Origin of the sequence: Mesorhizobium sp. M1348, assembly GCF_040317925.1 — a bacterium.
Classification (GTDB): domain Bacteria; phylum Pseudomonadota; class Alphaproteobacteria; order Rhizobiales; family Rhizobiaceae; genus Mesorhizobium.
On the sequence record NZ_JAMYLH010000018.1, the window covers coordinates 13,755 to 30,025 of the forward strand.

Consider the following 16,271-nt stretch of genomic DNA (forward strand, 5'->3'; position numbering starts at 1 on the left):
CTTTGTGTGCACCGTGAAAATAGGTGGGATCATATCGATTTAAAAGCGCTATTGGTGCATGGCAGCAATGCAAATTGTGCAATGCAACATTAACGCGCGTCCGGCTTTCCGCCCAAATCGGAAAATGCCGTAAGGTCAAACGCTTGGGCGCACGAGCTAAAAGGACGAAGCGAAAGGGGAGGGGCAATGGCGAGCTATTCGTCACGGGTCAGGTCGGATATCGCGCGATGGCAGCAGGCCGGCCTGATCGACGCGCCGACAGCCGATGCGCTGACGCGCGACGTCGAGGCCAACGAACGCAAATCGCTGAGCTTCGGCTCGATCCTGGCGATGATGGCGGCGCTGCTGTTCGGCGCGGCTATCCTGATTTTTATCGCCGCCAACTGGGAAGTCATCCCGCGGCTGGTGCGGGTCGCGGCACTTTTTGCCGTTATCCTTGCCGGCTATGTCGGCGGCGCGGTGCTGAAGATGCGCGACCATGCGGCGATCGGCGAGGCGCTGTGGATCGTCGCAGCGGCGGCATTCGGCGGATCGATCGCGCTGATCGGCCAGATGTATCATTTGTCGGGCGACGAGGCCTCGGCCTTGATCACCTGGGGCGTCGGCACGGCGCTGGCGGCGGTGGCGCTGCGCTCAAACCCGCTGACCGTCGCTGCCGTCGGCATCGCCGATGCCTGGCTGTTCCTGAGAGGGTTCGACTACTTCCGGCGCACGGAATTTCCGCATCTCTTCGTCGTCATGGCGCTGGTGCTGTTCGCCGTTTCGTTCTGGACGCGCAGCCAGGCGGCGCGCCACCTGATCATCCTGTCGGTCCTTTTCTACCTGGTGCTGTTGGTCATGGAGTACGACACGCTGCAAGTCGCCATCCCGCTCGTTGCCGCGTCGGTGCTGCTTTTTACCGCTGCGATCTTTGCTGCCGGGCCGGTCGAGAGTGTTTTGCAACTCGGCGGCAGGTTGCCCTTGCATGCGCTGATCGGCTTTCTCACCGGCCTGGCGATGATCCAGTTCGAACTGGCGGATGAAAGCAGCTACAGCAGCGGCTTCGCCATTGCCTCGGCTGTTGCGCTGGCCGGCATCGTCGCGGCGATCGTGCTGGGCGGCCGCGAGAGCCGGGGGCTGCGCTGGGTTGCCTATGCGGGCTTCGCCTTCGAACTCGCCATCATCTATGTGGTGATGCTGCAATCAATGCTCGACACGGCAGGCTTCTTCCTTGCGGCGGCGGTGCTTCTCGCCGTTCTGGCCTTTATTATCATCCGCATAGAAAAGCGCATGAACGCCTCGAACATGACAGGAGCGGCGGCATGATGACCGGCAAAAGACTGATCATCTCGGCGCTGGTCCTGGCGCTCGTCCAGATCGGCTTTCTGAGCTGGATCATCGCCGGACGCGCGGCGATCCTGCGCGACGGCAAGCAGGTCCTGCTCAGGGTCGAGCCGATCGATCCGCGCGATCTCTTGCGCGGTGACTATATCTCGCTTGGCTACGAGATTTCGCGCATACCGGTGAAGCTGATCGGCAACATTCCGGCCGGCAAGCTTTCCAGCGAGGAAACGTCGATCGTGGTCAGGCTGAAGCAGGGCGCCGATGGCTATTGGGGGCCGACCGCGGCTTGGTTCGGGCAAGCGCCGGTGCCGGCAGCATCCGGCGAAGCCGATATCGTCGGACACGTCTCCGAGGGCTGGGATATCAGCCAGGGAGCAACGACGATCGCGCCGGAGTACGGCATCGAGCGCTTCTATCTGCCGGAAGGCGAGGGGATCGCGATCCAGAACGATATGCGGGTGCGGCCGTTCGGCATCCGCGTGGCGATCGCGGCCAACGGCACGGCGCAGATCAAAGCGCTGGTGGACGGCGACAAGACACTGTTCGAGGAGCCGCTTTACTAGATCGCGCTACGGCCTTGGCAATGATCCTCCTTCGCCAAGGCTTCAGAGGAGCTTCGAGTGGCCTGCCACCCGAAGCTCGAAGAGCGAAGGGTGGTGCGGATGAAGGGACTCGAACCCCCACGCCTTTCGGCACTGGAACCTAAATCCAGGGCGTCTACCAATTCCGCCACATCCGCATTGCCCGGCCAATCCCATGTAGCCATCATTCTGTCAATGTCAGGGCCGATATCGGCATCATTGGCCGGAATGCAAAGATGGTTGAAAATCAGCGTCGCCTGTGACAAAAGGCGTGTCGAATGTGACGGGACGCGACGATCCGCTTCTGCAGAATGTGATAAGAAGTAGGAAAAACAAAGACTTATTCACATTTTGGAGCGTATTTCTGGAGGATTTGTGCCGCGTTGGGCGGACAGATCGCCAAGTCCCGCACCAAAAGCCATTCCCGGCAAGATCATACCGGCAGGCTGTAAACGGCAGGGGCCGTTTGACGGCCTCATTGGTGGAAACAAAGGTTTTATGATGCAGGTCACCGAAACGCTCAACTCCGGTCTCAAGCGCGAGATCAAGATCACCGTGCCGGCCGGTGACATGGAAGCCAAGCTGATGGCGCGGCTCTCCGATGCCAGGAACAAGGTCCGCATCAACGGCTTCCGCCCGGGCAAGGTGCCGGTGCAGCACCTGCGCAAGGTCTACGGCAAATCGTTCATGGCCGAAGTGGTCAACGAGATCCTCAACGATTCGACCCGTTCGATCATCACCGGGCGCGGCGAAAAGGCCGCCATGCAGCCCGAAGTGATCATGACGGAGGACGAGAAGGAGGCCGAGAAGATTCTGGCAGGCGGCGCCGACTTCGAGTTCCGCCTGAACTATGAGGTCATTCCGCCGATCGAGATCAAGGATTTCTCCGACATCAAGGTGACGCGCCAGGTGTTCGACGTGCCGGATGAAGAGATCGACGAGCAGGTCAAGCGTGTCGCTGAATCCGCCCGCACCTACGAGCCGAAGACCGGCAAGGCCGCCGAGGGCGACCGCGTGACCATCGATTATGTCGGCAAGATCGACGGCGAAGCCTTCAACGGCGGCGCCGGCACCGATCAGCCGCTGGTACTCGGCTCCAAGGAATTCATCCCCGGCTTCGAGGACCAGCTGGTCGGCAGCAAGGCTGGGGACGAGAAGCAGATCACGGTAACCTTCCCGGAAAACTACCAGGCGGCGCATCTGGCCGGCAAGGAAGCCACTTTCGACGTGACCGTCAAGGAAGTGTCGAAGCCCGGCGAACTTGAGATCAACGACGAGATGGCCAAAAACCTCGGCCTGGAGTCGCTGGAGCGCCTGCGCGTGGTGGTGCGCGGTCAGATCGAAAATCAGTTCGGCTCGATGACGCGCCAGAAGGTCAAGCGCCAGTTGCTCGACCAGCTCGACGCCGCCTACTCGTTCGAGGCGCCGTCCAAGCTCGTCGAGGCCGAGTTCAACAACATCTGGAACCAGGTCAACCGCGATCTCGAAGCCGCCGGACGCACCTTCGCCGACGAAGAGACGACTGAGGAAGAAGCGCGCGCCGAATATATGCGCCTTGCCGAACGCCGCGTGCGTCTCGGCCTGGTTCTCGCCGAAATCGGCGAGAAGGCAGGCGTCACGGTGACGGACGAGGAACTGCAGCGCGGCCTGTTCGAGCAGGTACGCCGCTATCCGGCCAGCCAGCAGCAGGAAGCCTTCGAATTCTATCGCAACAATCCCGAAGCGCTGAATACGTTGCGCGCGCCCATGTTCGAAGAGAAGGTGGTCGACCATCTGCTCGGCCAGATTTCGGTCACCGATGTCAAGGTCAGCAAGGAAGAACTGCTGGCCGACGACGAGGATACGGAGACGACCAAGGCAAAGCCGGCGAAGAAGCCGGCCGCGAAAAAAGCCGACGCCAAGAAGGCCGACGACGACGCTGAAGAGCCGAAGAAAAAGGCCGCGCCGAAGAAGAAGGCCGCCAAGGACGCTGAATAACGTCCCTGCTGAATTCCGAAAGGCCGCCTTCTCGAGGCGGCCTTTTTCGTTGTGGCGCAGACGCAACGGATTTCACGCATCTGGCGGTCGAGGTGGCGATACGAAGCTTTGATGATTATCTGCGCAGGGTTGCTGACCGCAGCGGTTGTTGGAGGCATCGTTGAGACAGTTCTTCGGTATCGGAAGCGTGATGGCGGCGGCATTCCTGCTTGCGTCGGTCTGCGGGATCGCTCAGGCTGATACGGTTCTCGACAACTGGCGGTTCGACAAGACCAGCGATGGCCTTGTCACCGCCTCGCTTTACGCGACCAACAAGCTCATCACCGGCGGCGGCGCATTGAGTTACAGCCCGGTATTGACGATCGCCTGCCGGACCGCCGGCGAACCGCGTTGGAGCGAATGGCTGCAGCTGAGCGACACCGTTTCCGCCAGCCGAACCATCGCCATGTCGGTGACTGTCGGCCAATCCGGCAAGCTCAACGAAAGCTGGTCGGTCGGCCCGCGCAGCAGGATGCTGGTCCGCGACGGTGCCGACGGCATCAGGCGACTGATTTCCGCGGACCGGCTGCTGCTGTCCTGGCGGTTCGGGCTGCTGTCGGGGCGCGGCAAAGCCGAGTTTGACCTAGCCGGAGTTGAAGAGGCGGTCGGCCGGATCGCCACCACCTGCAACACCAAATTGCCTTGAGCGCGGATTATCCGCATTAATCCATTCAATGATCGAACTCTACCTGCCGGCCGGGTTCTGTGGTATGTAGGTGCCGCAACTCCAGGCAGTGGATATCCGTTCTGCCCTTCAAGAGCGCATGCCAGCGGACTAGATGTCGGCCTGTGCAGGTCAGCCAGGGCAAATTGGCGATCAGGGAGGAAATGCCATGCGTGCCATTGTGTTTTTTATCGTCATGTCCGTCGCGACCGTCATTGCCGGCCCCTCGTGGGCCCAGGATGCCGCGGCGGGTGAGAAGGTCTTCGCCAAATGCAAGGTCTGCCACGTGGCAGACAAGGACCAGAACAAGATCGGTCCGTCCTTGAACGGCGTCATCGGCCGAACGGCCGGGACGCATCCGGGGTTCAGCTATTCCAAGGCGATGACCGAGGCCGGCAAGTCCGGCGTCAAATGGGATGAGGCCACGCTGACCACCTACCTTCACGATCCGAAAGCGATGGTCAAAGGAACGAAGATGGCGTTTGTCGGCCTCAAGAAAGACGAGGACATCGCCAATGTCATTGCCTACCTGAAGCAATTCTCCAAATAACGCGGCTCTTCCGCCGGATCTTGGTATCGCAAACAGGTCGAGGCATAGCCTCGGCCGCAATCTGCCGGCAGCGTCAGGTGGGGAGGCGGCTCGTTGCAAAAAAGACATTGGCCGGCTAGGCTGCCGTTCCCATCGGTGGTCGTCTGAATGTCGACTGAAGAAAGCCGTCTCAAGGATACCGGCATCCGCCTCTCGGAGGCGACGGCGGGTGATTTCTTTGCGCTTTTGAAACCGCGAGTCATGGCGCTTGCCGTTTTTACCGCCTTCGTCGGCCTGATGATGGCGCCCGGCGTAATGAATCCAGTTATCGCCGTAATCGCCATCGGCGCAATTGCGGTCGGAGCAGGAGCCGCCGGCGCGCTCAATATGTGGTACGACGCAGACATAGACGCCTTGATGTCTCGCACGTCCAAGCGACCAATTCCGTCCGGTCGCGTCACGCCTGGCGAAGCTCTCGGCTTCGGTCTGGTGCTTTCCGCACTGTCGGTCATGACGCTCGGCGTGCTGGTGGGGTGGCTTGCCGCATCGCTGTTGGCGTTCACCATTTTTTTCTACGTCGTTATCTACACAATGTGGCTGAAGCGCTCGACGCCACAGAACATCGTCATAGGCGGCGCGGCAGGCGCCCTTCCTCCGGTGATCGGGTGGGCGGCTGCAACCGGCGCTATCGGTATTGAAAGTCTCATCCTGTTTCTGATCATTTTCCTCTGGACGCCGCCTCATTTCTGGGCGCTGGCCCTTTTCAAGGTCGGCGACTATGCCGCGGCGGGTATCCCGATGATGCCGAATGTGGCCGGCCAGCACTCGACCAGAAAACAAATCTTCGCCTATTCGCTGCTCTTGGCGCCAATCGGCGTTCTCCCTTGGGGCTTTGGCTTCGCGAGCGGATATTACGGCACTGTTTCAGCCGCATTGGGCGCAGGTTTCATTTGGCAGGCCTGGAAGGTTCTCGTCGCCGACAAGGAGATGAAGCCGGCAAAGGCGCTGTTTGCGTATTCGATTGTCTATCTTTTCGCAATCTTTGCGGCGCTGCTTGCCGACACCATTGTAATGCGAGTGGTCGCGTCAGCCGGCTATTGACACCTGCTCCAAAACATCACGTCGGCAGAGCACAAAATCCCAGCAACAGCAGAATAACGACGCCAAGGCCGAGTATGAGAACTGTCCTTCCATCCATGACCTTCACCTTCGACTAGAAGAGCATATCGAAAAACGGCGTCTGGAGCTAGTCAGGCTACCCGGGACCCTTACTCCCGGCCTTCCTACAAAGCGCGACAAGTCCCCCGCATGAGAGTATATTGATCATGGTGCAGGTCGCGGTTTGCGTGGGCCAATCATGCAGAACGGCAGCACAGTAAAACGCGACCTTACCGGACCTGGTCTGGAGGAATGGTCATGGCAAGCTTTCACGTGATAGCAGGTGCCAGCGAGACGCTGGAACACACCAGAGTTCGAAAAATCGGTGTCTCCGATCTTTTTGATGCGCTCAGGCGTGGGGTCGATGATTTTATGGTCAAGCCGTCGCACATCGTTTTTCTCTGCCTGATCTATCCGCTTGCGGGAATCGTGCTTGCTGTCTGGACATCAGGCAACAACACGCTGCCATTGCTGTTTCCGCTTGTGTCCGGCTTTGCACTGATTGGTCCGTTCGCGGCGATCGGCCTCTATGAGATCAGCCGGCGACGGGAAGCCGGGCTCGATGCCTCGTGGAGACACGCCTTTGAGGTCAGGAGTTCTCCGGCACTGCCGGCTATTGCAGCGGTCGGCATCATGCTGCTTGCGATCTTCATCGCCTGGCTTTTGACGGCCCAGATTTTCTATCAGACCCTGTTCGGCCCGGCGCCACCGCAATCGCTGTCCAGCTTCATCAGTGAAATATTCGCCACGGGACGCGGCTGGACGCTCATCATCCTGGGTCACGCCATCGGCTTCGTGTTCGCCGCGGTTGTGTTGTGCACCACGGTCGTCGCATTCCCGTTGTTGCTCGACCGCGATGTCGGGGCCTACGAAGCCATCCACACCTCGGTGCGCGTTGTCCTGGCCAACCCGATCGTGATGGCGGTGTGGGGCCTTATCGTCGCCGTCGCCCTGATCATCGGCTCGCTGCCAGTGTTCGCCGGGTTGGCAGTCGTGCTGCCGATCCTTGGTCATGCCACCTGGCATGTCTATCGGAAAGTTGTGGAATCGCCGCCGGCCACCAGACCGTGAGCTGAAAACCTGCCGTGCCCGTACCGGCGAAATGCCGGTGCGGGCAGGGTGGGGCAGAGCTTTCAATAGGCGGGGTGGCTGAAACGGGCCTGGCGCGCGTCCTTTGTCAGGTCGCGGAAATCTTTGCCGCTCACATGCACAAGCGTCTTGTGGTCGCCGCCCTCGAAATAGACTTCGGGAGCGTCGCCGAGGCTTTCGTCGAGGACCACCGGCACATCATAGGCAGCGCCGATCGGCGGCACGGCGCCGACGTCGCAATCGCCGAACAACGAGACCACCTCGTCTTCAGAGGCCAATCCAAGGGGCTTGTCCATGACATCCTGCAATGTCGCGAGTTCTATCCTGTGCGTGCTTGGAACCACGGCCAGCGCGTAGCCACGGTCGTGGTGAACGACAACCGATTTGGCCATTATGCTGCCAGGCACATGTGCCGCAATGGCGGATTGTCTGCTTGTCGCCGTGCGGTGATGCTCGACGGTGTCGTAGGAAATTCCTTTCCTATCGATGAAGTCCTTCAGTCTGTTTGCGATGGTCATCTTGGGCGCCCCTTGCTGGTGTTCGCGACGCATGTGGAAACGCCGGCATGGCCAGTCGTTTCCGATACCAACAGAAATGGACCAGCCGTGGATTGTTTCAAGGCGAAGGCTCCAGGACCGGACGGCCTGGATCCGGATTGCATGTCAGGGCCCGGCCCCGAAAAACGCCATTCTGGTGAGAAGCGTGTAGTCCGCTTCGAAGACCATCATCGTCACGAACACCAGAACCAGCACCGGCGGCAGGATGATCGCATATGTCAGCGCCAGCCGTTCCCAGGCCATGTGCATGAAGATGGCGACGATCAGCCCGGCCTTGAGGATCATGAAGATCAGGATCAGCGACCATCTGAGATAGCCGTGGAGGCCGAAATAGTCGACCAGATAGGAGCAGGTGCTGAGGATGAACAACCACGCCCAGACCACCAAATAGAGCTTGATCGGGTGCTCCTGATGAACCTCCGCCGGGGTAACGCCGGTCGTCGTCGCATCATGGGTATGGGCGCGGTCCAGCGCATGCTGTCCCAGGCCGTTTGCGGTTGCTTCAGCCATGTCCTGCCTCTCACCAAAGATAGAAAAATGCGAAAATGAACACCCAGACCAGGTCGACGAAATGCCAGTAAAGCCCCATGATTTCGACGTTCTCGTAGCGGCCCCTCCGGCTGGTGAAGAAGCCGGGCCGTCCGACGTCGTAGTCCCCGCGCCAGACCTTTCGCGCCACGATGATCAGGAAGATCACCCCGATCGTCACATGCGTGCCGTGGAAGCCGGTAATCATGAAAAAGGATGCGCCGAACTGTGCAGCGCCCCATGGATTGCCCCAAGGCCGGACGCCTTCGGTGATCAGCTTGGTCCATTCGAAGGCTTGCATGCCGACGAAGGTCGCGCCGAGTGCTGCGGTCAAAAGCATCAGGACTGCAGTCTTGCGGCGGTCGCGGCGATAGCCGAAATTGACCGCCATGGCCATCGTTCCGCTGCTTGAGATCAGCACGAAGGTCATTATGGCGATAAGGATCAACGGAATGTCGGAGCCGCCGATGCGCAGGGCAAAGACCTCGCTCGGATTGGGCCACGGCACGCGTGTTGAGATACGCGCGGTCATGTAGGAGAGCAGGAAGCAGCCGAAGATGAACGTGTCGCTGAGCAGGAAGATCCACATCATGGCCTTGCCCCAGGACACGTTTTTGAACGCCCGCTGATCCGAGGACCAGTCGGCGGCGATGCCTTGCCAGCCTGGGGGGCGCGGCCCCGTTCGGCCGATGTGGGTCAGTGTCGTCTCTGCCATCCGCCCGTTCCTCCTAGGTCAGCAACCCTCGGCAAATGTCGATTAAAGTCGAAGCCCAGCCGGCCAGAAGAGCAAAGATGGCGAGCCAGACGAAAAGCAGGAAATGCCAGTACATGGCGCACAGCTCGACACTGAGGCGAAGCCGGTGCGGCGGCGCTCCGTTCCAGGCGCCGACGCTCGTTCTGCCCAACCCGACCAGCCCCCCCAGTATATGCAGGCCATGCATTCCCGTTAGCAGGTAGAAGAAGCTGTTGGCCGGATTGGACGCCAGAAAATAGCCGTCCGCACTCAGTTCCCGCCATGCCACAAGCTGTCCGATCAGGAAGACGAGCGCTGTGAGCCCAGCGGTGGCGAGGCCGAGCCTGACCATGTCCACTTGACCCTTGCGCGCCGCGAGCGAAGCGCACTGTATCGCAATGCTGCTCAAGACCAGTACGCCGGTGTTAAGCCAGAGCAGGTGCGGGATGGGCAGCGGCCGCCAATCCGACAGCGCCATGCGCATGAAGTAAGCACTGGTGAACAGCGCGAACAGGCAGCCGACGACGGCAAGGAAGACGCCGAGACCGATCTTTGCGGTCGGCAGCGCCGATCGGTCCAGGGCGACAAAATCCCCGATCATACCTTGCTCGAGCCACGGCTTCGTCATTAGCCGCTGATGGGAAAGCCACCACCCAGCAATACCGGCGATCACGAGCAGGAAAACCAGGATTACGCTCATGCCGGCTCCCTGGAGGGCGCGAAGGAGCCCGGAACGTTTTGCGGTATGAAGTCCTCCTTGGCTCCCGGCACGCTGTAGTCATAGGCCCAGCGATAGACGATCGGCAGATCCTTGCCGAAATTGCCGTGGGCGGGCGGTGTTTCGGGCGTCTGCCACTCAAGCGTCGTTGCCCGCCACGGATTGCCGCCAGCCTCACGGCCATGGCGGATGCTCCAGATGAGATTGAACAGAAACACAATCTGGGCAAAACCGACGATAAAAGCCATGATGCTGATGAACGAGTTCAGGTGGTGGGCCGATTCCGTCATCACCGTCATGTCGGTCAATTCGTTGTAGCGCCGCGGCACGCCCATCAAGCCGAGATAGTGCATGGGAAAGAAGATCAGATAGGCGCCGAGGAAGGTGACCCAGAAATGGAACCGGCCCAGTGTCTCGTTCAGCATCCGACCGGTGACCTTCGGATACCAGTGATAGATCGCGCCGAAAATCACGATGATCGGGGCGACCCCCATGACCATATGGAAATGGGCGACGACGAACATTGTGTCCGACAGCGGAACGTCGACGACGACATTGCCGAGGAATAGCCCGGTCAACCCGCCATTGACGAAGGTGACGATGAAGGCCAGGGCAAAAAGCATCGGTATGGTGAGATGGATGTCGCCGCGCCACAGCGTCAGTACCCAGTTGTAGACCTTGATGGCTGTTGGAACTGCGATGATCAATGTCGTGGTGGCGAAGAAAAAGCCGAAATAGGGATGCATGCCGCTGACATACATATGGTGCGCCCAGACCACGAAACTCAGCGCGCCGATGCCGACGATGGCCCAGACCATCATGCGGTAGCCGAAGATGTTCTTGCGCGCATGGGTGCTGATCAGGTCGGACACGATGCCGAAGGCCGGAAGCGCAACGATGTAGACCTCGGGATGGCCGAAGAACCAGAACAGATGCTGGAACAGGATCGGGCTGCCGCCGCCATGCTGCAACTGTTCGCCCATCTCGACGATCGCCGGCATGAAGAAGCTGGTGCCGAGCGCCCGGTCGAGCAGCATCATCACGCAGGCGACGAACAGCGCCGGGAAGGCGAGCAGAGCCATGACCGTGGCGGTGAAAATACCCCAGACGGTGAGCGGAAGGCGCATCAGCGTCATGCCGCGCGTGCGGCCCTGCAGCACCGTCACGACATAGTTCAAGCCGCCCATGGTAAAGCCGACGATGAACAGGATCAGCGAGACGAGCATCAGGATGATGCCCCAGTCCTGGCCGCCTGGCGTACCGGTCATGATCGCCTGCGGCGGATAGAGCGTCCAGCCGGCACCCGTCGGTCCGCCGGGCGCAAAGAAGCTCGACACCAGGACCAGCACGGCGAGCAGATAGATCCAGTAGCTCAGCATGTTGACATAGGGAAAGACCATGTCGCGAGCGCCAACCATCAGCGGGATCAGATAGTTGCCAAAGCCGCCCAGGAAGAGTGCGGTGAGCAGGTAGATCACCATGATCATGCCGTGCATGGTGATGAACTGGTAGTAGGCTTCCGGAGTGATGAAGTCGAACGTGCCGGGGAAGCCGAGCTGCAGCCGCATCAGCCAGGACAACACCAGCGCCACCATGCCGATCGCCGTCGCCGTCGCCGAATATTGGATGGCGATGACCTTGGCATCCTGCGAGAAGACATATTTCGTCCACCAGCTGTGCGGATGGTAAAGTTCCATTTCCGCGACTTCGGCCGGCGGTACCGCATCTGCAGGTGTGATATCGACCATAGGAACACCTCCGTGCCCTTTTCGGCCAGCCCGACAGTTCGGGCTTGCCGCACTATTTTCAATCCCGACGGCGCGCCGTCGTTCCGGTTTCCTACTCTGCCGAGCCCATCTGCTGGGGCGCGGACAGCTGCGCAAAAGTCTGCTGCTGGCCAAGCCACGCCAGATAGTCTTCCTGAGTATCGACCATGACCACGCCATGCATCATCGGATGTCCCTGGCCGCAGAGTTCGGCACACAGGACCTGGAAGGTTCCGGTCTTGGTCGGAGTGAACCAGAAATAGGTGACCGAGCCCGGGATCATGTCCATCTTGGCGCGGAATTCCGGCACGTAGAAATCGTGCAGCACATCGATCGAGCGGAGCAGCATCTTGACCGGTTTGCCAACCGGGAGGTGCAGGTCGGCCGCTTCCACTACGACATCGTCCTGGCCGTTGGCATCGGCGGCGATCACGCCGAGTGGATTTTCAGCGTTGACGTCGCGGGTGTCCGATGTGCCGAGCTTGCCGTCCTTGCCGGGGAGGCGGAAACTCCATTGCCACTGCTGGCCGACGACTTCGACCTCGGTTGCGTCGCTTGGAACGGTAACGAACCGGCTCCAGACGAACAGGCCGGGAACCAGCAAAGCCGTGACGCCAACCGCGGTGACGACCGTCAGCCAGGATTCGAGCCGCCTGTTCTCAGGTTCATATGCCGCCTGATTGCCTTCCCGATGACGGAAGCGGAAGACGCAATAGGCCATGAAAAGAACCACGGCGGCGAAGACGACGCCGGTGATCCAGAAAGTTATAATGATGGTGTTGTCGATATAGTCCCAGTTTGAGGCAATCGGCGTCCACCACCATGGGCTCAGGAAGTGGAACAACACCGAGCCCACGACTATCAGAACGAGTACAAGCGCAACGGCCATGTCCCGGTTCCTCCCGGTATTCCAAGCGGCGCAAAGCCGTCCCGGGAAATACCAAGTGCATCATAACTTGATTTGCGATGAAAATTCTAGAGCCGGCTGTGGGAAGGGCAAAAATACCATTTCTCTGTGCTGGCGGTCCTTCGCATCGGATGAATGGGATGTCCCGCAATCCTGGCCGTCGAACGCGGATTGTCACCGACCATAATGCGCCATCCTTCTCGGGACTCGTCCAAACAAACTGCCATCCGGCCTCCGGCGGCTGTTGCCGAGAGGCCGGCAGACGACCCATCGATCCGTCAGGCCTAAAAAGGGCGCCGGGTGGCTGCGCCTGCTAGGCGGCGGACTGGGTCGGAGGGTTCTGGTACATCATCCAGAGCTCGATCGCGGCCAGGACGGCGACCAGAATGCCGATCACGACATGCACGGTCATCGCCGTTGTCGCCTGGAATCCAAGCACCCAGGGAGACACGAGGACCCACAGTCCGACGACCAGATTCACCCACTCTTCCCACACGGCAAATGCCGCGAGGGCGGCAATCGAAAGCACGACGATCAAGATTCCGCTGCCGAGGGCGTTCTGCGTCTGCGGGCCTGCCGCAAAGGCGAAGATCCAGGGAGAAAAGAACAGAATTGCCCCAAGGATCAGGTTGGCTACGTCACAGAGCCTGGCGTTTGTCCACTGGTTCATGGCATCCTCCATAGGGAGCGTTTATGGCTCCCGAGTTCGGCAAGGTGGTGCCTGAGTTCGGCGCGATACGCCCGAAGCCGCTCACTCCGTGTCACGGCAGTGCCCTTGCCCGGCCGGAGTTGCGCATCTGGCGAACTCCAGTCAAATCCGGCTATCTAACTGATTTCCGGGCTTTATGTTCCATTGGGCACCGACACGCCTGGATCAATTGATGGTGATCGAGCAAATCCAAAGCTGCCTGGTCAGGGGCGGCGGGGCGGCGGCGCGTAGCTCATTCTGTCTTTTTATCGAGCCGGTGAAACATTTCTCGGCGATCGCAGTTCTTGGATCCAGAGGAATTGAATAAGGGCAACCTAATTGCGCGGGAGGAGCACGGACGGCACAACTATAAATACGCTCTGCATAGAATACTTTGCAACGGGAAGCTCTCGCTTGTCTTGGTTGCCGCCGAAGCTTGTTTGAAAGACGGCGGTTGCCGCCGAAAAGATTTTCTAAATGAAAATAGCCCAGATCGCGCCGCTAACCGAATCCGTGCCGCCCCGAACCTACGGTGGAACCGAGCGAATTGTGTCGTATCTGACCGAAGAACTTGTCCGACAGGGCCACGAGGTGACGCTGTTCGCCAGCGGCGATTCTCGTACCTCAGCCGAGCTGGTGCCGTGTTGCGAGGTCGCGTTGCGCCTGAATCCCAGGGTTCTGGACGGTGTTCCGCACCATGTCATGATGCTTGAACGGGTGCGCCGGCGAGCCGATGAATTCGAAGTTTTGCATTTCCACGTCGATGTTCTGCACTTCCCCATAATTCGGGATTTTGCCAGACGAACGGTTACCACGCTTCACGGCAGGCTCGACCTGCCCGATGTGGCGCAGCTTTATGCGATGTTCGACGACGTTCCCCTGGTCTCGATTTCCTTCGACCAGCGCCGGCCCATGCCGCCCGTCAATTGGGTTGGAACCGTGCATCACGGCCTGCCCCGCGATCTTTTGCCATTCCACCCGAACACCTCTGGCTATCTTGCATTTCTCGGTCGTATCTCGCCGGAAAAGGGGCCGGAAACGGCCATAGAAATAGCAGCGCGAGCCGGGTTTCCCCTGAAGATCGCCGCCAAGATCGACAAGGTGGACCAGTCGTTCTGGAAGGAAAGGGTCGAGCCGCAAGTGCTGCGGCATTCGAACGTGGAGTTCATTGGCGAGATCGATGAGCGGCAAAAGGCGGATTTTCTGGGCAATGCGAAAGCGCTTTTGTTCCCGATCGACTGGCCGGAACCCTTCGGGCTCGTAACGATCGAAGCAATGGCCTGTGGTACGCCGGTGATTGCGTTCCGGCGTGGCGCCGTCCCGGAGATCATCGATCACGGTGTGTCCGGATGGATCGTGGATACGGTGGAGGAAGCTGTGGGCGCGCTCCGGCGGATAGACAGCCTCGAGCGCGCACGAGTGCGGCAGACGTTCGAGAAGCGGTTCACGGTCGAGCGCATGTGCAGCGATTATGTGGCACTCTACCGAGCACTCACGAGCGGCACAGCAGACGCAGTTGACCCCGCAAACGAGCTCTCCAGAAACATCGCGATGGTGGCCGCGGGGGCTGAGGAACCGACTAATCCACATGCAGACCACGACGGCGGCGTCAGGGAGCGCCTGCGGGGTCTTGTCGCCGGGCGCGGCGATTGCGCCAGAAGCCTTTGATCAGCAGCAAGCCTTCCTGGGCCATGGCTTTTGCGAGCGCTGGCGCACTGCCGCCCGGTCCGGATTGACGCGCGATACTTTCGCTGCAAAGGTACTTTAACGACTTGTTTACCATGCGTCAGTCAGGGGTGGGGGGAATTTGGAACGGTTTCTGGGCGCGAACCGCCTTAATTGGGATGATCGGGCCGAACTGCACTCGACCGACACAACGGGCAGCTACCACATCGAGAATGTGCTGGCCGGCGGATCCAATCTCTATGAGCTGGAAACGCGCGAGCTCGGCGATATCGCCGGCAAGGATATCGTCCACCTGCAGTGTCACATCGGTCTTGACACGATCAGCCTTAAGAATCTCGGCGCGGGCAGTGTGACCGGGCTCGACTTTTCACCGACCGCGATCGCCGCGGCGCGGGATTTTGCTGCGAAGGCAGGCACCGACGTGCGCTTCGTGGAAGCGCCACTGTTCGAGGCGGTGGAAGCGCTCGGTCGGACCTTTGACATCGCTTACGTTACTTGGGGTTCGGTAAACTGGCTGGACGACGTGTTCCGTTGGGCGCGGGTGGTTGCCGATCTCCTGCGACCCGGCGGCCGCCTCTACATGGCCGAGGGCCATCCATTGATGTTTCAGTGCGATCGAAAGGCCGCGGCCCTGGAATTGAAGCACGACTGGCGAACGCCGATAGCTCGGCCGCTCGCCTGGAACGAGGAACTGACCTACACCGGCGATGACCGCATCTTGAAGCATCCTCGCTATTATGAGTGGATCCACCCGATCAGTGACGTGGTGAATGCGCTGATTTCAGCGGGTCTGACGCTCGATTTTCTCAATGAGCATGACACGGTTTCGTGGCAGCACTTTTCATTTGCAGTGCGGGCCGGCAAGGATATGTACGGCCTGCCCGAGAACTCTCCCAAGATACCGATGGCCTATTCCATTGGCGCGACGAAGCGCAGCGTCGGCAAGATACCATACCTTGTGTCTCCCAAGGCGATTGAGGGCCACTAGTCCAGGCCAACACTCTTGAGTACTCGGGTCGGAGCGTCGAAGTGTGCAATCGCGCTCGCGCTCCTCGATCTTCCGAGCAAGCCTGGTCTAGCTGGCCTCTCTGTCGGTCCGCTTCCACAGACGAACGCCATGAGATGAGCAGGGAACGGCGGCCGGCCGCCGTTTCCCGCTCGCATCAGATCTCCTCGCGAATGGTCAGCAGACGCTGGATCCCCGGCGCCAGCGCATCGCAATCAGTGGGACGATGGCAGTGGAAATCGGCAGCTGGCTCCAGCCGCTCGGGCCTGCAACATCAGCAACGGTCGGAAAGTGCAAAAGCTCTAAGGAGCGTGAAGGTCAA

Annotated in this window: 16 protein-coding genes and 1 tRNA gene; 9 read left to right on the forward strand and 8 right to left on the reverse strand. The window is 60.1% G+C overall.

All coding sequences use genetic code 11. The annotated features are described in order from the left end of the window. Positions 1 to 186 precede the first annotated feature (186 nt). The gene (locus tag NKH13_RS24590) at positions 187 to 1,305 is read left to right on the forward strand and encodes a DUF2157 domain-containing protein (protein WP_352719172.1); all 1,119 of its coding nucleotides are present in this window, start codon (positions 187 to 189) and stop codon (positions 1,303 to 1,305) included. Beyond that, positions 1,302 to 1,886, forward strand: a complete 585-nt coding sequence (locus NKH13_RS24595) for a GDYXXLXY domain-containing protein (protein WP_352719173.1) — start codon at positions 1,302 to 1,304, stop codon at positions 1,884 to 1,886. Before NKH13_RS24590 ends, NKH13_RS24595 begins: the two co-directional genes overlap by 4 nt. Positions 1,887 to 1,977: 91 nt before the next feature. Here the strand turns inward: NKH13_RS24595 and NKH13_RS24600 are convergent. Beyond that, a tRNA-Leu gene (locus NKH13_RS24600) sits at positions 1,978 to 2,062 on the reverse strand. A 343-nt stretch (positions 2,063 to 2,405) separates the two neighbouring features. On the opposite strand from NKH13_RS24600, the gene tig reads away from it, so the two are divergent. From tig to NKH13_RS24625, 5 genes are all read left to right on the forward strand, one after another. Then, on the forward strand, positions 2,406 to 3,881 hold the full coding sequence (gene tig, locus NKH13_RS24605) for a trigger factor (RefSeq protein ID WP_352719249.1): 1,476 nt from the start codon (positions 2,406 to 2,408) through the stop codon (positions 3,879 to 3,881). A gap of 160 nt (positions 3,882 to 4,041) precedes the next feature. Next, positions 4,042 to 4,566, forward strand: a complete 525-nt coding sequence (locus tag NKH13_RS24610) for a hypothetical protein (protein WP_352719174.1) — start codon at positions 4,042 to 4,044, stop codon at positions 4,564 to 4,566. Between the two features lie 187 nt (positions 4,567 to 4,753). Further along, entirely contained in the window at positions 4,754 to 5,134 is a 381-nt protein-coding gene (locus tag NKH13_RS24615) for a c-type cytochrome (protein WP_352719175.1), read from the forward strand. 147 nt (positions 5,135 to 5,281) lie between these two features. Next, a complete protein-coding gene (locus tag NKH13_RS24620; RefSeq protein WP_352719176.1) occupies positions 5,282 to 6,214 on the forward strand; it encodes a heme o synthase in 933 nt (310 codons plus the stop codon). Positions 6,215 to 6,529: 315 nt separating this feature from the next. After that, positions 6,530 to 7,342 (forward strand): DUF2189 domain-containing protein, encoded by an 813-nt coding sequence (locus tag NKH13_RS24625; protein WP_352719177.1) that lies wholly within the window; start codon positions 6,530 to 6,532, stop codon positions 7,340 to 7,342. Positions 7,343 to 7,404: 62 nt separating this feature from the next. Here NKH13_RS24625 and NKH13_RS24630 read toward each other — a convergent pair whose 3' ends face one another. The 7 genes from NKH13_RS24630 to NKH13_RS24660 form a co-directional block, all read right to left on the reverse strand. Further along, the gene (locus NKH13_RS24630; protein WP_352466993.1) at positions 7,405 to 7,878 is read right to left on the reverse strand and encodes an aminoacyl-tRNA deacylase; all 474 of its coding nucleotides are present in this window, start codon (positions 7,876 to 7,878) and stop codon (positions 7,405 to 7,407) included. Between the two features lie 144 nt (positions 7,879 to 8,022). After that, entirely contained in the window at positions 8,023 to 8,427 is a 405-nt protein-coding gene (locus tag NKH13_RS24635) for a cytochrome C oxidase subunit IV family protein (protein ID WP_352719178.1), read from the reverse strand. A 10-nt stretch (positions 8,428 to 8,437) separates the two neighbouring features. Further along, positions 8,438 to 9,160, reverse strand: coding sequence for a heme-copper oxidase subunit III family protein (locus tag NKH13_RS24640; RefSeq protein WP_352719179.1), 723 nt, complete (start codon positions 9,158 to 9,160; stop codon positions 8,438 to 8,440). Between the two features lie 13 nt (positions 9,161 to 9,173). Further along, positions 9,174 to 9,878, reverse strand: a complete 705-nt coding sequence (locus NKH13_RS24645; protein ID WP_352719180.1) for a cytochrome c oxidase subunit 3 — start codon at positions 9,876 to 9,878, stop codon at positions 9,174 to 9,176. After that, positions 9,875 to 11,644, reverse strand: coding sequence for a cytochrome c oxidase subunit I (ctaD, locus tag NKH13_RS24650; protein WP_352466989.1), 1,770 nt, complete (start codon positions 11,642 to 11,644; stop codon positions 9,875 to 9,877). Before ctaD ends, NKH13_RS24645 begins: the two co-directional genes overlap by 4 nt. A 91-nt stretch (positions 11,645 to 11,735) precedes the next feature. After that, positions 11,736 to 12,551 (reverse strand): cytochrome c oxidase subunit II, encoded by an 816-nt coding sequence (gene coxB, locus NKH13_RS24655; protein ID WP_352719181.1) that lies wholly within the window; start codon positions 12,549 to 12,551, stop codon positions 11,736 to 11,738. Between the two features lie 331 nt (positions 12,552 to 12,882). Next, positions 12,883 to 13,239: an SPW repeat protein gene (locus NKH13_RS24660; protein ID WP_051409696.1), complete on the reverse strand. Its 357-nt coding sequence runs from the start codon at positions 13,237 to 13,239 to the stop codon at positions 12,883 to 12,885. 495 nt (positions 13,240 to 13,734) lie between these two features. Here NKH13_RS24660 and NKH13_RS24665 point away from each other — a divergent pair, with 495 nt between their 5' ends. Both NKH13_RS24665 and NKH13_RS24670 read left to right on the forward strand, forming a co-directional pair. Next, a complete protein-coding gene (locus tag NKH13_RS24665; protein ID WP_352719182.1) occupies positions 13,735 to 14,925 on the forward strand; it encodes a glycosyltransferase family 4 protein in 1,191 nt (396 codons plus the stop codon). Positions 14,926 to 15,064: 139 nt separating this feature from the next. Next, positions 15,065 to 15,931, forward strand: a complete 867-nt coding sequence (locus NKH13_RS24670; protein WP_352719183.1) for a class I SAM-dependent methyltransferase — start codon at positions 15,065 to 15,067, stop codon at positions 15,929 to 15,931. Positions 15,932 to 16,271 lie beyond the last annotated feature (340 nt).

Coding starts and splice junctions, on each gene's coding strand:
- NKH13_RS24590 (WP_352719172.1), top strand. CDS start 187: ATGGCGAGCTATTCGTCACGGGTCAGGTCGGATATCGCGCGATGGCAG.
- NKH13_RS24595 (WP_352719173.1), top strand. CDS start 1,302: ATGATGACCGGCAAAAGACTGATCATCTCGGCGCTGGTCCTGGCGCTC.
- tig (WP_352719249.1), top strand. CDS start 2,406: ATGCAGGTCACCGAAACGCTCAACTCCGGTCTCAAGCGCGAGATCAAG.
- NKH13_RS24615 (WP_352719175.1), top strand. CDS start 4,754: ATGCGTGCCATTGTGTTTTTTATCGTCATGTCCGTCGCGACCGTCATT.
- NKH13_RS24620 (WP_352719176.1), top strand. CDS start 5,282: ATGTCGACTGAAGAAAGCCGTCTCAAGGATACCGGCATCCGCCTCTCG.
- NKH13_RS24625 (WP_352719177.1), top strand. CDS start 6,530: ATGGCAAGCTTTCACGTGATAGCAGGTGCCAGCGAGACGCTGGAACAC.
- NKH13_RS24630 (WP_352466993.1), bottom strand. CDS start 7,878: ATGACCATCGCAAACAGACTGAAGGACTTCATCGATAGGAAAGGAATT.
- NKH13_RS24635 (WP_352719178.1), bottom strand. CDS start 8,427: ATGGCTGAAGCAACCGCAAACGGCCTGGGACAGCATGCGCTGGACCGC.
- NKH13_RS24640 (WP_352719179.1), bottom strand. CDS start 9,160: ATGGCAGAGACGACACTGACCCACATCGGCCGAACGGGGCCGCGCCCC.
- NKH13_RS24645 (WP_352719180.1), bottom strand. CDS start 9,878: ATGAGCGTAATCCTGGTTTTCCTGCTCGTGATCGCCGGTATTGCTGGG.
- ctaD (WP_352466989.1), bottom strand. CDS start 11,644: ATGGTCGATATCACACCTGCAGATGCGGTACCGCCGGCCGAAGTCGCG.
- coxB (WP_352719181.1), bottom strand. CDS start 12,551: ATGGCCGTTGCGCTTGTACTCGTTCTGATAGTCGTGGGCTCGGTGTTG.
- NKH13_RS24660 (WP_051409696.1), bottom strand. CDS start 13,239: ATGAACCAGTGGACAAACGCCAGGCTCTGTGACGTAGCCAACCTGATC.
- NKH13_RS24665 (WP_352719182.1), top strand. CDS start 13,735: ATGAAAATAGCCCAGATCGCGCCGCTAACCGAATCCGTGCCGCCCCGA.